The organism is Acrocarpospora phusangensis (assembly GCF_016862995.1).
Taxonomy (GTDB): domain Bacteria; phylum Actinomycetota; class Actinomycetes; order Streptosporangiales; family Streptosporangiaceae; genus Acrocarpospora; species Acrocarpospora phusangensis.
Genome location: NZ_BOOA01000087.1, coordinates 17,842 through 32,486, shown reverse-complemented (window position 1 = coordinate 32,486; position 14,645 = coordinate 17,842). Strand labels below are relative to the sequence as shown.

General features: G+C 68.6%; 12 protein-coding genes. 7 read left to right on the top strand and 5 right to left on the bottom strand.

Annotated features, from left to right (window positions below; translation table 11 throughout):
* The first annotated feature begins 474 nt into the window (after positions 1–474).
* Complete coding sequence (locus tag Aph01nite_RS34495; RefSeq protein WP_204045248.1) at positions 475–972, top strand: hypothetical protein; 498 nt, start codon at positions 475–477, stop codon at positions 970–972.
* 817 nt (positions 973–1,789) lie between these two features.
* On the top strand, positions 1,790–2,626 hold the full coding sequence (locus Aph01nite_RS34490) for a monooxygenase (RefSeq protein WP_239162200.1): 837 nt from the start codon (positions 1,790–1,792) through the stop codon (positions 2,624–2,626).
* A 105-nt stretch (positions 2,627–2,731) separates the two neighbouring features.
* On the opposite strand, the gene Aph01nite_RS34485 is transcribed toward Aph01nite_RS34490, so the two are convergent.
* Positions 2,732–4,204: a hypothetical protein gene (locus Aph01nite_RS34485; RefSeq protein WP_204045246.1), complete on the bottom strand. Its 1,473-nt coding sequence runs from the start codon at positions 4,202–4,204 to the stop codon at positions 2,732–2,734.
* A gap of 240 nt (positions 4,205–4,444) precedes the next feature.
* On the opposite strand from Aph01nite_RS34485, the gene Aph01nite_RS34480 reads away from it, so the two are divergent.
* On the top strand, positions 4,445–5,761 hold the full coding sequence (locus Aph01nite_RS34480) for an FAD-dependent oxidoreductase (protein ID WP_204045245.1): 1,317 nt from the start codon (positions 4,445–4,447) through the stop codon (positions 5,759–5,761).
* 41 nt (positions 5,762–5,802) lie between these two features.
* Here Aph01nite_RS34480 and Aph01nite_RS34475 read toward each other — a convergent pair whose 3' ends face one another.
* Positions 5,803–7,146: an MFS transporter gene (locus Aph01nite_RS34475; protein WP_204045244.1), complete on the bottom strand. Its 1,344-nt coding sequence runs from the start codon at positions 7,144–7,146 to the stop codon at positions 5,803–5,805.
* Between the two features lie 210 nt (positions 7,147–7,356).
* Here Aph01nite_RS34475 and Aph01nite_RS34470 point away from each other — a divergent pair, with 210 nt between their 5' ends.
* From Aph01nite_RS34470 to Aph01nite_RS34455, 4 genes are read left to right on the top strand one after another with little or no spacing between them, the layout of a single operon-like run.
* The gene (locus Aph01nite_RS34470; RefSeq protein ID WP_204045243.1) at positions 7,357–8,190 is read left to right on the top strand and encodes a shikimate dehydrogenase; all 834 of its coding nucleotides are present in this window, start codon (positions 7,357–7,359) and stop codon (positions 8,188–8,190) included.
* Position 8,191: 1 nt separating this feature from the next.
* Positions 8,192–9,850, top strand: coding sequence for a sugar phosphate isomerase/epimerase and 4-hydroxyphenylpyruvate domain-containing protein (locus Aph01nite_RS34465; protein WP_204045242.1), 1,659 nt, complete (start codon positions 8,192–8,194; stop codon positions 9,848–9,850).
* A 10-nt stretch (positions 9,851–9,860) separates the two neighbouring features.
* The gene (locus tag Aph01nite_RS34460) at positions 9,861–10,517 is read left to right on the top strand and encodes a TetR/AcrR family transcriptional regulator (protein ID WP_204045241.1); all 657 of its coding nucleotides are present in this window, start codon (positions 9,861–9,863) and stop codon (positions 10,515–10,517) included.
* Positions 10,518–10,570: 53 nt separating this feature from the next.
* On the top strand, positions 10,571–11,254 hold the full coding sequence (locus Aph01nite_RS34455; protein WP_204045240.1) for a hypothetical protein: 684 nt from the start codon (positions 10,571–10,573) through the stop codon (positions 11,252–11,254).
* Between the two features lie 61 nt (positions 11,255–11,315).
* Here Aph01nite_RS34455 and Aph01nite_RS34450 read toward each other — a convergent pair whose 3' ends face one another.
* From Aph01nite_RS34450 to Aph01nite_RS34440, 3 genes are all read right to left on the bottom strand, one after another.
* A complete protein-coding gene (locus tag Aph01nite_RS34450) occupies positions 11,316–11,750 on the bottom strand; it encodes a type II toxin-antitoxin system PemK/MazF family toxin (protein ID WP_204045239.1) in 435 nt (144 codons plus the stop codon).
* Between the two features lie 153 nt (positions 11,751–11,903).
* Complete coding sequence (locus tag Aph01nite_RS34445; RefSeq protein WP_204045238.1) at positions 11,904–12,950, bottom strand: LLM class flavin-dependent oxidoreductase; 1,047 nt, start codon at positions 12,948–12,950, stop codon at positions 11,904–11,906.
* 27 nt (positions 12,951–12,977) lie between these two features.
* Positions 12,978–14,597 carry a long-chain fatty acid--CoA ligase gene (locus Aph01nite_RS34440; RefSeq protein ID WP_204045237.1) on the bottom strand — a complete coding sequence of 540 codons (1,620 nt, stop codon included), beginning with the start codon at positions 14,595–14,597 and terminating at the stop codon, positions 12,978–12,980.
* Between the last annotated feature and the right edge of the window lie 48 nt (positions 14,598–14,645).

Here is a 14,645-nt window from a genome sequence, read left to right as displayed (position 1 = left end):
CCGGGGCGTACGACTTATGGTGCGGCGGTTGCCGGTTGGGGGTCGATCTTGGGTTTTGGGAGGGTGGGGCACGGTTCAAGAACCCATAACAGAATGACGCCGGTCGCTCTTGGCATCGCATCGGGGCCAAGAGTGACCGCTTCGTTCTGGTAGGCACGCTTAGAACCCCAGACAGGATGAAGCCGATCATGCTTGGCGCCGGTGCGGCGAGCAGCGTCACCTGCGTTAACGGCGCCGGATAACGGCGAGAGGCCGGTACCGCGGGCGTGGGTCATCCTGGCCGGTACTGCGGATCATCCTGGCCGGTACCGCGGGTTGTCCTGGCCGGTACCGCGGATCATCCTGGCCCGTGCCTCGGGTCATTCTGTTGGGCGCGCTTAGCGCGGTCTCGGCTACTGCCGCGCGCTGGTCACGGCATGGCTACGGGGGGCGGGGGCCCTGGTGGTCGCCGTGTTTTTGTTCAGACTGGGGAATATGGAGTCGATTCCGCTCGCCGAGGGTGATCTGCGGTGGACCTTCGGTCAATCAGTGGATCTTGGTGCGATTCGGGAAATCGTGTTCCGTGCGCAGGATCAGTTGGGGCGGCTGGCTGAGGTGCTGGGTGCGTCATCGGGTTGGGTGAGCAGTGGCTTGGAGTTCGGGATATATCCCGCGATGACCATCATCGATCTTCGTGCATGGGTGGAGTCGGATAATTTGGATCTTCCGGCATTCTGTGTCGGGGTCACCCCCCAAGAGTCGCCGGATGACGGTCCGCGGTGGGATGTCGACTGCGACATTGCGGTTCGCTGCTACGCGCAGTGGGACTGCGGCATGCACGCCGTCGAAGAACTCCCAACCCGCTCGTACGACTCCCCTGAGACCGCCGCGGCCGCCCTGCTCGCGGCCGCCACCTGGTTACTGGAACGCGGAACCGCCGAACCGGTCGACTCCTGGCGCCGCCGAGACCCCGGCTGCGCCTCAGCTCCTTAGAACGCCTAGAGAATGACCCGAGGCACCGGCCAGAATGACCCGATGCCCCGGCCAGAATGACCCGTGGTACCGGCCTCTCGCCGTTATCCGGCGCCGTTAACGCAGGTGACGCTGCTCGCCGCACCGGCGCCAAGTGTGAGCGGCTTCATTCTGGTTGGGATTCTTAGCGACCGGCCCGAGATGGCGTTGGCGTTCATCCGGCCGGCTTGAGATGGCGTTTGGGGTTCAATCGGCCGACGTGAGATGGCGTTTGATGTTCACTCGACCGGCTGGGATGGCGTTTGGGGTTCACCTGGACGGCTTGAGATGGCCTTTGGGGTTCGCCCGGACGGGTTGGTTGGGGTTGGTCGTGGGCGCCGGTGATTGGGCGGGGGCGACCCGCCGCCGGCTGCGATCGTGCTGGTCGGGCTGAGCGCCAGCTCGAAAAGGGTGGGTGGGTGGGGGAAAAACCGTAATCAGGCTGTCGGAGGAGGGGAGGAACCTTCTGGAGGAGGATGTGGAGAGGTAGGGGATCAGCGACCGTGGGAGTATGACTCGGATTCGGGGAATTCTGGTTCTGGTCGCGGTTTCGTTGATCGTTCTCGCGTGTGGGGGAGAGCGGACGGTTCCGCAAGGGCAGGGGCAAGGACAGGGACATGGGTCGCATTCGGGGAGTGCGCCGGTGTCGCAGCCGCTGCGGGACGGGGAGCGGTTCGTCACGCTGAAGATGGCGGAAGCGTACAGTCCGAAAGGGCCAAATGGGGGGACCGACGATTATCGGTGCTTCCTTATTGATCCAGGCCTGAAGGGGGAGTCGTTTCTCACGGGCGCGCAGTTCATGCCCGAGAATCTCGCCATCGTCCACCACGCGATCTTCTTCAGGCTGACGCCCGAGCAGGCCACCCAGGCGAAGACTCTCGACGCGGAGACACCAGGACAGGGCTGGACGTGTTTCGCCGACGCGGGCGTACGCGAAGCGGGATGGGTCTCCCACTGGGCCCCGGGAACGAACGAAACCCTCCTCGACCCGAAGTACGGCCACCCGATTCCCTCCGGCAGCCAACTCGTCATGCAGGTGCACTACAACACCCTCGGCGGCACCGGCTCCGACCAGTCCGGAATCCGCCTACGGGTAACCGACAAGGCCCTCGAACCCCTCGGCACCGCCCTGTTCCCCGGCAAGGTCGAACTCCCCTGCACCGCCGAGGAATCAGGCCCTCTCTGCAACCGGAAAGCGGCCATCGCCGACATCGGCCGCCGCTTCGGCGACGAGTCCATGCGCTCCGCCGACGAACTGGCCCAACTCTGCGGCCCCTCCGACCCCGGCCCCACCCAGCACTGCGACCTCCCCATCGAGGGCCCGGGCACCATGCACGCCCTGGCCGGCCACATGCACCTCCTGGGCCGCTCCATCAAGGTCGAACTCAACCCCGGCACCCCGAAGGCCCAAACCCTCCTGGACGTCCCCAGCTACAACTTCGACGACCAGGCCCTCCGCCCACTGAAGACCCCCGTCCAGGTCAAACCCGGCGACACCGTACGCGTCACCTGCACCCACGACGCGTCCCTACGCGCCCAACTCCCCCAACTCCAGAACCTGCCCCCGCGCTACGTCGTCTGGGGCGAAGGCACCAGCGACGAAATGTGCCTGGGCATCGCCATCATGTCCCGCTAACTCCACTGACTCCCGGCCTCATGAGAACGCCCGGATCGGCGTGAGATCGCCGATCCGGGCGTCCGTAGGTGCGGCCGTTCGTGGTCGAAGGCCACCGAGTGTGAGTCAGGGGTTGACGTTGAAGGAGTACGTGGTGGACCAGATGGTGTCGCCGTCGCGGTCGAGGGCTTCGACGCGGAGGATGTGGGCGTCGGGGGCGGTGGGGGTGATCGTGGTGGTGGCGGTGCCGTCGGGGGCGGGGATGGTGGTCCAGGGGTCGTCTGGGGGGTCGAGGCGGTAGGCGTAGTGGGTGATCAGGTCGGCGAGGCCGTTGCCGGTGAAGGTGAAGGTTCCGGGGGTGCCGGGGGAGCCGGCGTACTCGAATTCGGGGTAGTCGGGGGAGTTGATGACGGGGAGGGGGACGTCGTTGACGGAGTAGGAGTAGTCGGTGGCGGGGCTGGGGTTGGCGGCGGCGTCGAAGGATCGCACGCGCAGGGATTGGGGGCCCGCGGAGAGAGGTTTGAGGGTGACGGTGGGGGAGGTTGTGAAGTTGGAGTCGGCGTCGCAGCAGTAGAAGGCGATGTCAGGGACGCCGTCGGGGTCGAACGTGAACGTGCCCGGCTGGCCGATCCTTCCGGCGGACTGGCCTTCGGGGTAGTCGGGTGAGGAGACGATCGGCGCCCGGTCCGGGGGCTTCATGTCGACGGTGAAGGGGTACCAGTCGCTCCAGGGGCTGAGGGCGGTGCCGTCGTCGGCTCGTACGCGCCACTGGTAGGAGCCGGATTCGGTCAGCTGTCCTTTGGGGACGGTCACGCATTTGGGCTGGTCGGCAGGGCCGAAGGCGGTTTTCTGGGCGGCGATCAGAGGGCCGCCGGTGGTGCGCCACTCGAAGTGGGCGCGCAGGGCCTGACCGGTGTCGCGGTCGGTGAGCAGGGCGTTGAAGGTCGGGGTCAGGACGTTCGTGGCGGACAGTTTCTCCAGGATGGGCTGGCTGAAACCGCAGCCGTCGTGAGCCGGGAGCCACAGGCGGGTGGGCTTACCGGGCCTGGTGTTGCCGAACTGCAGGGCGGCGGTTCCGGCGCGGAACAGGAACGCGGTGCCGGTGGCCTTCTCGTCGGCGAGCCGCAGCCCCACGGTGATCTTCTTGCGGTCGGGAAGGCCGGTCAGCGGCCATTCGACGATCTGCTCGGCGCAGTTCTCCGTGAACCGCACCGAGGCGAGCTTCTTGAGCCAGCGCGGCTGGTTGCGCCACGTCGTCTGCGGAGTGACGGTCCCGGTTTCCCATAACTCCAGGGCGGCCGGGCATCCCGTACCGCCGTGGAGGACGTTTCTGAACCAGCCGGTTTCGGCGCGATGGCGGAGTTCGGAAAGGTCGAAGCGGTAGAACGAGCGGCTGAGGCCGCCGGGGACGTACCCGGTGAGGGCGAACGGGGTCGCGTTCCAGTGGGTCTCGTCTGGGAGATCTTTTGTCACGTACGTCCAGGACTCGGCGGAAACGACAGACGCGTTCGCGGCCTGGGCGGTTTGCGGGAGTACGGCAAGAGTGGTGGAGATGAGCAGCGAGGTGAGAAGTAACGTTCCTGTCCGGCGAGATCGCATCAGCGCCTCCGGTCGTGTTCCGGCGGATCGGGCGACTTCGGGAAAGGCGGCAGCCAGAATCGGCCGCGTCATGAATCCCCGTACGGCGGATCGCCTGCCATCCCCGTATGGCCGATCCGCTGCCCAGAAATCTACCTCCGGGAAACGGGACCCGGCGGGACAGCACATTTCGGCATTCACGCCGCAGGCCGTACCGCGCACAATAACGGTGTCATGTTATTTTCCGACGGGAGGTGCACGATGGGACGTGGTCATGCCGTCGTCCTAGGCGCCAGCATGGGCGGCCTGCTCGCCGCGCGGGCGCTCAGCGAGGCGTTCGACCGGGTTACGCTGCTCGAACGCGACGAACTCCCCGCGGAGCCGCGCAACCGGCGCGGTGTCCCGCAGGGACAGCACGTGCACGTTCTGCTCCCGCGCGGGTCCGAGGTCCTCGGCTCGTTCTTCCCCGGCCTGGCCGACGAACTCGGCGCGGCGGGCGTGCCGCTCACCCAGCTGGCCCGGCAGATCCGCTTCGTGGTCTCCGGGCACCGCCTGGTCCGCGGCCACCTCGGCCCCACCATGCTCCAGCCGACCCGCGCCACCCTCGAACACGCGGTGCGCCAGAGGGTCGCCGCGCTGCCGGGCGTCGAGTTCGTCCAGGGCTGCGACGTCACGGGGCTGACCACCGAGGGTGGCCGGGTCACGGGAGCGCGCTTCACCCGCCGCGGCGACGGCGGCCAGGAGGAGACCGTCCAAGCCGACCTGGTCGTCGACGCGCTCGGCCGGTCCGGGCGTTCCCTCGAATGGATGTCCCAGCAGGGGTACCCGCGCCCGCCGGAGGAGCGCATCCAGGTCGGCATCCGCTACGTCAGCTGCATGATGCGTACCCCGCCGGACGCGCTCGCCCCCGAGCAGGGCATCCTCGTCGGCCCGGTCCCCGGGCGCCCGCGCGCGATGGCGTTCATGGCCTGCGAGGGCGACCGCTGGGTGCTCACCGTCGCGGGCATGGCGGGCGATCATCCGCCCACCGATCCGGACGCCTACCTGGCCTTCGTCGAGACCATCGCCCCGCCGGACGTGCACGAGGTGATCACCAAGTCGGAACGCCTGTCCGACCTGGTCACCCACACCTTCCCGGCGAGCCTGCGCCGCCACTACGAGAAACTCCGCGCCCATCCCGAGGGCCTGCTCGTCTTCGGTGACGGCCTGTGCAGCTTCAACCCGATCTACGGACAGGGCATGACGGTCGCCTCCCTGGAGGCTGAGGCCATGCGCGCCTGCCTGGCGGCCGGGGACCACGAACTGGCGCGGCGCTTCTACCGGGCCGCCGCCAAGGCCATCGATCCCGCCTGGCAGCTCTCCGCCACCGGGGACCTGGCCCTCCCGGAGATCAAGGGTCCGCGCCCGCTGGCCACCCGCCTGATCAACCGGTACGTGGCCAGGCTGCACCGCGTCGGATCGGGCGACGTCGCGGTGGCCGACGCCTTCTGGCGGGTGGCGGGCTACCTCGACCCGACCCCGGCGCTGCTGCGCCCGAGCGTGGCCGTCCGAGTCCTCACCCGCCGGGGCGGCGACTGAGAACGACAGGTCAGGGCCGGGAACACCGGCCCTGACCTGCTCTACGCCGAGTGGCTGAGCGCCGCCGGCGCCCGCCCCAGATCCTCAGTCGGGATCTTGTACGTCTCCCGCGCCGTGGCCACCGCCACCGCGCTGATCGCGCACAACACCGCCGTGAAGATCCCCACGCCCACCCAGCCCTGCAGGCCCAGCCAGCCTTCGGGGGAGACGATGCCCGCGGCCGAGGCCACCGCGAACCCGGCGACCGCGAAGCCGATCTGGGTGCCGATGGCCATGCCCGACAGGCGTACGTGGGTGGTGAACATCTCGCCGTACAGGGAGGGCCAGATGCCGTTGGAGGCGCTGTAGACGACGCCCAGGGTGGCCATGCCGACCAGGAAGATGAGCGGGTAGTCGCCGGAGTTGATGGCCGCCAGGTAGGCGAAGATCATGATCGGGCTGCCGATCGCGCCGACCAGGAAGACCGGGCGGCGGCCGATGCGGTCCGACAGCCTGGCCCAGAGCGGGATGGCGATCAGGGCGACGCCGTTGGCCGCGCTGCTCACCCAGAGCATGGTCGCCCGGTCGAGGCCGATCTCGTCGCTGGTGGCGTAGTTGAGCGCCCAGACCGTGAAGATCGTGCTGACGGTGGCGATGAGGGCGGCGCAGACGACGCGGAGCACGCTGGCCCAGTGGTCCCGGAAGAGTAGGGAGAGCGGCATCTTCGCCACGGTGCCTTCGGCCACCGACTGGGTGAAGGCGGGGGTTTCCTCGACGCGGCGGCGGATGACGTACCCGGCGATGGCGACCAGGACGCTGAGCCAGAACGGGACGCGCCAGCCCCAGCTGAGCATCTGCTCCTCCGGCAGGGCGGCGACCGGGATGAAGACCAGGGTGGCCAGGATCTGGCCGAACTGGGTGCCGTTGAGGGTGAAGCTCGTGTAGTAGCCGCGGCGGTCGGCGGGGGCGTGTTCGAGGGTCATCGAGTTGGCGCTGGCCTGCTCGCCGGCGGCCGAGAGGCCCTGCAGCACGCGCAGGACCACCAGCAGCACGGGGGCCAGGCCGCCGATCTGCTCCCGGGTGGGCAGGCAGCCGATGAGGAAGGTGGAGACGCCCATCAGGATCAGCGTGAAGACCATGATCTTCTTGCGGCCGAAGCGGTCGCCGATGTGGCCGAGGATGAACGCGCCGACCGGGCGGGCCGCGTAGGCGACGCCGAACGTGGCCAGGGACTGCAGGGTGGCGGTCGCGGGGTCGGAGGTGTCGAAGAAGACGTCCGAGAAGATCAGGGCGGCGGCGCTGCCGTAGATGAAGAAGTCGTAGTACTCCAGTGCGCTACCGATCCAGGCGGCGACGGCAGCCTTGCGCGGTGTGCCTTGCCGCACGCCGGGTGGTTGATCAGTCACGACTGCTCCCTGGGGGGTGTGGTCGGGCGTTGTTACGAACCAGATAGTTCATTAACTGGTTCGATTCCTGCATGGTGCAGGGGGCACCCCACAGTGTCAAGAGGTGAAATTTCGTAGTTGAACTGGACTTATGAGGGCTTGTTGGATGAAGGTGGGGGTTGCCGGAGATAACTAACTCACTGGTTCGTACATTGGTGGAAGGGCGGGTCGATGACCTCCTACCTGATCGGGCTGATCGGCTCGGGCATCGGGCCGTCGTGGAGCCCGCCGCTGCACGAGCGCGAGGCCGCCTTCCAGGGGCTGCGCTACCTGTACCGGCTGATCGACATCGACGTGGCGGGGATGGCGGTGGGGGACTTGGTCCGTACCGCGCGGAGGTTCGGGTTCGACGGGCTCAACATCACGCATCCGTGCAAGCAGACCGTCATCGGGCATCTCGACGAGCTGTCGCCGGACGCGGTGGCGCTGGGCGCGGTCAACACGGTCGTCTTCGACGGGAACCGGGCCATCGGGCACAACACCGACTGGACCGGGTTCGCGCAGTCCTTCACCCGGGGGCTGCCCGGCGCGCCCACTCGGGAGGTCGTGCAACTCGGCGCCGGCGGCGCGGGAGCCGCCGTCGCGTACGCGCTGCTCACCCTGGGCGTCGGCCGCCTCACCCTGGTGGACGCCGAACCCGGCCGCGCGGCCGCGCTGGCCACCCGCCTCGGCGACGGCCGCGTCACCGCCGCCGCCCTCGCCGACCTTCCCCACCTGGTACGGCGAGCCGACGGCCTCGTCCACGCCACCCCCACCGGCATGGCCCACCATCCCGGCCTCCCCCTCCCGCCCGACCTGCTCCGCCCCAAGCTGTGGGTGGCCGAGATCGTCTACCGCCCGCTGGAGACCGAACTCCTGCGCGAGGCCGCCCTGCGCGGCTGCCGGACCCTGAACGGCGGCGGCATGGTCGTCTTCCAGGCCGCCGAGGCGTTCCGCCTGTTCACCGGCCGCGAGCCGGACACCGAACGGATGCTCGCCCACCTCACCAGCCTGGTCGCGGCCTGACATGCGTACTTCCATCGCGACTGTGTCGGTCAGCGGCACCCTGGCGGAGAAGCTCACCGCGATCGCCGCCGCCGGATTCGACGGCATCGAACTCTTCGAGAACGACCTCCTCGCCTCACCTCTTTCGCCCGAAGAGGTACGGCTGCGGGCGGCCGACCTCGGCCTGACCATCGACCTCTACCAGCCGTTCCGCGACTTCGAAGCCATGCCGGCGGATTCGCTGTCCGCCGGCATGCGCCGGGCCGAAAGGAAGTTCCGGCTGATGGAACGCCTCGGCGCCGATCTGCTGCTGGTCTGCTCGAACGTGTCCCCGGCCGCGATCGACTCCGACGACCTGGCCGCCGACCAGCTGCGATCACTGGCCTCCCTGGCCGCCGAGTACGGCATCCGCATCGCCTACGAGGCCCTCGCCTGGGGCAGGCACGTGGACGACTACCTGCACGCGTGGCGCATCGTCCGCCAGGCCGGCCACCCCAACCTGGGCGTCTGCCTGGACAGCTTCCACATCCTGTCCCGGGGCTCCGACCCCATCGGCATCGAGGCCATCCCCGGCGAGAAGATCTTCTTCCTCCAGCTCGCCGACGCGCCCCTGCTCGCCATGGACGTGCTCCAGTGGAGCCGCCACTACCGCTGCTTCCCCGGTCAGGGCATGCTCGACGTGGCCGGACTGGTCGGGCACGCGCTGCGCGCCGGATACGCGGGACCGCTGTCGCTGGAGGTCTTCAACGACGTGTTCCGGCAGGCCGACGCCCGGCGGACCGCGCTGGACGGGATGCGCTCACTGATCGCCCTGGACGTGCCGGAGCCCGTCGTCCCCAGTGGGTTCGCCTTCGCCGAGCTGGCCGCCGCCGATCCGGGGCCGCTGGGGGAGATGCTGACGGCGCTCGGGTTCGCCCGTACGGGTGATCAGTTGTGGGAGCAGGGTGCGGCGCGAATCGTCGTACGCGAGGCTCCCGGGAAAGCGGCGCTGGCGGCGATCGGGCTGGAAAGCCCCGACCCGGACGCCTCCATGGCCCGAGCCGAAGCGCTGCGGGCCGGCGTGGTCCCCGGCGAACGTGCCATCGCCGCCCCCGACGGAACCCGGATCACCTTCCGGCCTCCTGCTTCGCCGGGTCCGGTGACCGGGCACGTCGTCGAGATCGACCATGTCGCCCTCACCCAGCCCTGGCACCACTTCGACGGGGCCGCCCTCTTCTACCGCGCCGTCCTGGCCCTGACCCCGCAACCCAGCCTCGAAGTCCCCGACCCGTACGGCCTGCTCCGCAGCCGCGCCATGAACGCCGGCCCGGTCCGCGTGGTCCTCAACATCACCCAGGTCCAGGGCCTGCCCTCCCAGCACATCGCCCTGGCCTGCGACGACCTCGTCGCCACCGCCCGCGCCCTGCCGCCCGGCCTGCTCCTGCCGATCCCCGCCAACTACCACGACGACCTGGACGCCCGCTACGACCTCCCGCCCGACTACCGCGACCTCGGCATCCTGTACGACCGCGACGAGCACGGCGAGTTCCTGCACCTGTACACGGTCACCCTCGGCCACGTCTTCTTCGAACTCGTCCAGCGCATCGGCGGCTACCGGGGGTACGGCGCCGTCAACGCCCCCGTACGGCTGGCCGTCCAGCACGCGCTCGCCGCCGGGGAGGGGCAGGTCCCGCCTCAGTAGGATGGGCGCCATGACCTCCCCGTCCGGCACCCGCCCGAGCGCGGTCCGCCAGCGCGACGCCGACCGGACCCGCGCCGAGATCCTGGAGGTCGCCCAGCGGGTCTTCGCCCGCGACGGGTACGCGGGAGCCCGGGTGGACGAGATCGCCGACCTCACCCGTACGACCAAGCGGATGATCTACTACTACTTCGGCAGCAAGGAGCAGCTGTACATCGCCGTCCTGGAGAAGGCGTACACCGAGGTCCGTACGGTCGAACGAACCGTGGACGTGGCGCATCTGGCGCCCACCGCGGCGATCCGCACCCTCGCCGAGCTCACCTTCGACCACCACGACGCGCACCGGGAGTTCATCAAGCTCGTCGCCATCGAGAACATCCACCGGGGCGAGCACATCCGCAAATCCGAGGTCCTCGCCAATCTGGGCACCCCGGTGCTGGACATCATCACCCGCATCCTGGAGGCGGGACGGGTGAGCGGCGAGTTCGACACCGAGGCCGACGCCATCGACGTGCACATGATGATCAGCGCCTTCTGCGTTTTCCGCGTCGCCAACCAGCACACGTTCGGCGCCCTCTTCGGCCGCGAGATGACCGCTCCCCAGCACCGCGCCAAACAGCGCAGAATGCTGGGCGAAATGATCGTCGCTTATCTGCGCGGCACCGGCTGACCCGGTTCGCATTGAGTGGTATTAATTGATTTACGCAAGGGGGTGAGCGAACTATGCCAGATGATTTGGGAAATATCGTTTCCCTGAATTTCCTCCGCCAAGGGCGGATAGGGTATCGTGCCGACGTCTCTCCGGAACAGCAGATCGCTCACGTCCAGGCGTGGAACGAGCGGCGCGGCTGGGGTTTCACCGCCGCCGAATTCGAGCGGGTGCGCCGGCAGAACCCGGTGCCGCCCGCCACCGCGTCGCTGGTGTTGACCCCGCACCTGGCGACCGCGCAGGAGACGGCCGCCGAACTGTGGGCGGTCGCCGCCGAACGGCAGGCCCGGTCCTGGAAACTCGACGGCATACGATTCGACCCCGCGCATCTGCGCCTCATGCCGGGGACCGTGCACGTGCCCGGACTCCGCTGGATGCTCGTGCGGTTCTCGGCTCCCCGGCTGGGCGTACGGGGTCCCCGATCGAGGAATGTGCGGAGTGTCGGCCGGTTGGGCGCGGGTCCGGAGATTCTCGCCGCCGTCGCGCAGGTGCCCGAGTGGGCACAGACCGCGCAGAGCAGGTTCGGCGTGCGCTCGCTCGTGCTGGACGGGTACGAGGCGCGGGAAAACGATGACGGCCCCTGGAACGACGTGCCGGTTCTCTTCTACAACGGGCTGCAGGACCTTCTGGTGCTGAACCTCGCGTCGGCGGCGGAAGTGGCGGCGGACGGTTCGCTGACCGCCAGAATGGTGCCGTAGTTCCGGGCAAAAATGAGGCCGGATGCTGAGCATCCGGCCCGTTCAGTCAACTCGATCGAATTCAGCTGGTGCGGGGCAGGGCCAGGCTTTTCTGGAGGGCGGCGTCGACGGCCCGCATCGTACTCGGGCTCAGGCTCGCCCAGACTCCCATGCATTCATTTATCCGGCGCCGGTCAATCGTCAGAATGTCACCGCAGTCGATCACGGAGTCTTTTCCGCCCGCGCCGAGCTCCTCTTTTCCGACGAGCACCTGGGTCGGCTTGTTCTTGTAAGCCCTGGCTCCGGTCAGAGTTGCCACGATCGTCTGCGAGCGACGGGAATTACCGCCGTCGTTCTGGATCACCAACGCGGGCCGGCCGTTGACGTAGTGATCATCGTTGCGTTCGAAGCCGACACGCCCGTGGAGGAACACGTAGACGATGTCCCCACGCCGCAACTCAAGCACATCATCCGTTTCATCCGGTTCTGGCTGATGATTACCATTTTGGTGGGTCATGGGATGTCTCCCCTAATTCTCGTTGTCGCAGGCTGTTCCGTACGACACTGATCCTTAAAGGGTACCCGATTGGCTGAAATTCGGTAAATGTTCGGTAATTGGCCACCTAATTCGAATGCCATTCGGCCTGTCGGTCCGAGGCCGGAACGACCATCAGATGGTCAGGCCGGCGAAGGCGGTCATTTCGGCGTCGGGGTCCACGACCGGCTGGATCACGAGTTCGTCGATGCCGGACTGCTCCAGTTGGGTGATCCGGATTTCGAGTTCCTCGCGGGTGCCGACGAGGCCGAGGTTGTCGATCAGGGAGGGGACGACGAGTTCGCGTTCCTCGGGGGAGATGCGGCCGAGGTAGTTGCGGTACAGGACCTTGTGACGGTCGGTCGCGGTCGCGGTGGTGCCGCGCTGGGCCAGCAGCCGCCGCATCGCCCCCTGCTCCTCCTCGGACATGCTCTCGGCGAAGGACGGGTTGTCGGCGGCGAAGGTCAGCAGCGACAGCGCGATGTGTCCCATCGCGTCCCGTGCCGCGTCGCCGTGGCGGTCCTCGCCCGGAGCGAGGACGTGCATCGAGGTCATGACATAGGAGTCCACCTCGACGGGCTGGCCCGCCGCGCGGGCCGCGCTCTCCCGCTCCTTGTCGAGCGCCGTCCAGGCCCCGGGGTCGAGCAGCCCGAACGAGATCACCCCGGCGCCCCGGCGTCCGGCGATGGCGGCCGCCTTCAGCCCGAACGCCGCCACCGCGTACTCGATCGGGTCCGCCGTGTTGACGTACGGGCCGACGTGCAGCAACTCGATCTCACGGGTCCGGTTGCCCTCGCGGTACTCGGCCGGCTGCCCGGAGCACAGGGCCTGCAGCGACGCGGTGAAACTCTCGAGTTCGGCCATGGTCGTCGGCAGCATGCCGAGGGTACGGCGTGCGGTGTTGCCGGTTCCGATTCCGCAGATGACGCGTCCCGGTGCCAGCGCGTTCAGGCTGGCGAAGTGGTTGGCCGCCGCCGGAGCCGAGCGAAGGGCGGGCGAGGTCACGCCGACGCCGAGCTTGATCCGGCTGGTGGCCTTCGCGCATAAGCTCAGGGCGGCGAACGGGTCGCCGTGCAGCATGGGCGTGTCGTACACCCAGAAGCTGCTGAAACCCAGGTCCTCGGCGCGTGCCGCGAGCTTCTCGATCCCCACGTGCGCGGTGACCACGATTCCCTTGCGCATGGCGTGTCTCCTTTGGTGGAAGGTCACTCAGTCGTTGTGGTGGTGGGCGGCGTACTGCTCGCGGAGGGCGACCTTGGCGAACTTCCCCGTGGCGGTCTTGGGAATCGCGGGCAGGAGCCAGATCCGTTCCGGGATCCACCAGGAGGCGACTCGGCCGGTCAGGTGGGCGCGCAGGTCCGCCGCGTCGAGGCCGCGTCCGGGTGTGGTGACGACGCAGGCCAGGGGGCGTTCGCCCCAGCGGTCGTCGGGGATGGCGATCACCGCCGCCTCTGCCACGCCGGGGTGGGCCATGATCTCGTTCTCGAGTTCCACCGAGGAGATCCATTCGCCGCCCGACTTCACGAGGTCCTTGGCGCGGTCGACGATGCGGACGTAGCCGTACCGGTCGATCGTGGCGATGTCGCCCGTACGCAGCCAGCCGTCCTCGGTGAACTTCGGTGCTCCCTGGTCGGAGCCGAAGTAGGCGGACGCGACGGTCGGCCCGGCCACCTGTAGTTCGCCCGGCGTGACGCCGTCCCGCTCGACCGGTTTGTCCTCGTCGTCGACCAGGCGTAGCTCGGTGAGTGGGATTGGCGGGCCGGGCGTACGGAGGACCGCGGCCTGGGCGTCCGGGTCGAGTTCGTCGTGCGCGGTCGCGATTCGGGAGCATGCGACCAGTGGACTGGTCTCCGTCATGCCCCAGGAGCTGGTGAGCCTGACGCCGGTGGCGTCGTACCAGGCTCGGGCGAGCGACTCGGGGAGCGGGCTGCCGCCGGACACGACCATGCGCAGTGAGGAGAGGTCGAGCTCCCCCAGCAGGGGGAGGAGGCCGCGCCAGACCGCGGGGACCCCGGCCGTGAACGTCACGCGATGCCGGGCCATCCGGTGCGCCAGCTCGGCCGGGCTCGTCGCCGGGCCGGGCAGGACGAGGTCGGATCCGGCGAGCATCGCGGCATGTGGCAGTCCCCACGCGTTGACGTGGAACATCGGGACGATCGGCATGACCACGTCGCGCTCGCTGATCGCGAAGGCGTCCACGCCCAGGAGCATCAGCGCGTGCAGCACGATCGAGCGGTGGCTGTACAGCACACCCTTGGGACGGCCGGTGGTGCCGGAGGTGTAGCACAGGGCGGCGGCGTCGTTCTCGTCGAGCGTGACCGGCGGCGCGGGGCCGGCGGCCCGGGCGAGCAGTGTCTCGTAGTCGACGATCCGGGAGTCGCCGGGGAGTTCGTTCGTGCCGCCGTCGTCCATGACCACGACGTGCCGCACGGTGGGGCAGCGTTCCAGCAGCGGCCACACCGTCGGAATGAGCGTGCGGTCGACGAACAGGACGTCGTCGGCGGCGTCGTTGACGATGTAGGCGAGTTCGGCGGCGAACAGGCGATGGTTGATCGTGTGCAGGACCCGGCCCCAGCTCGGCACCGCCAGGTAGAGCTCCAGGTGGCGCTGCGAGTTCCAGCCGAACGTGCCCACCCGGGCGTCGCGCGGCACGTCCAGCAGGTCGAGGGCGGCGGCGAGCCGTCGTGCCCGGCCCACCACCTGCTGCCAGGTCGCGACGACTTCGCCGTCCACCGTGGCGGTGACGATCTTCTTGTGGCCGGACAGCTGTTCCACGCGGCGCATGAGCACGGAGAGGTCGAGGGCTCGTTCCTGCATCAGACCGCGCATGGGACCTCCAGCACCTGACTAAGCGCATAGTTAGCCAGGCGTCACAGC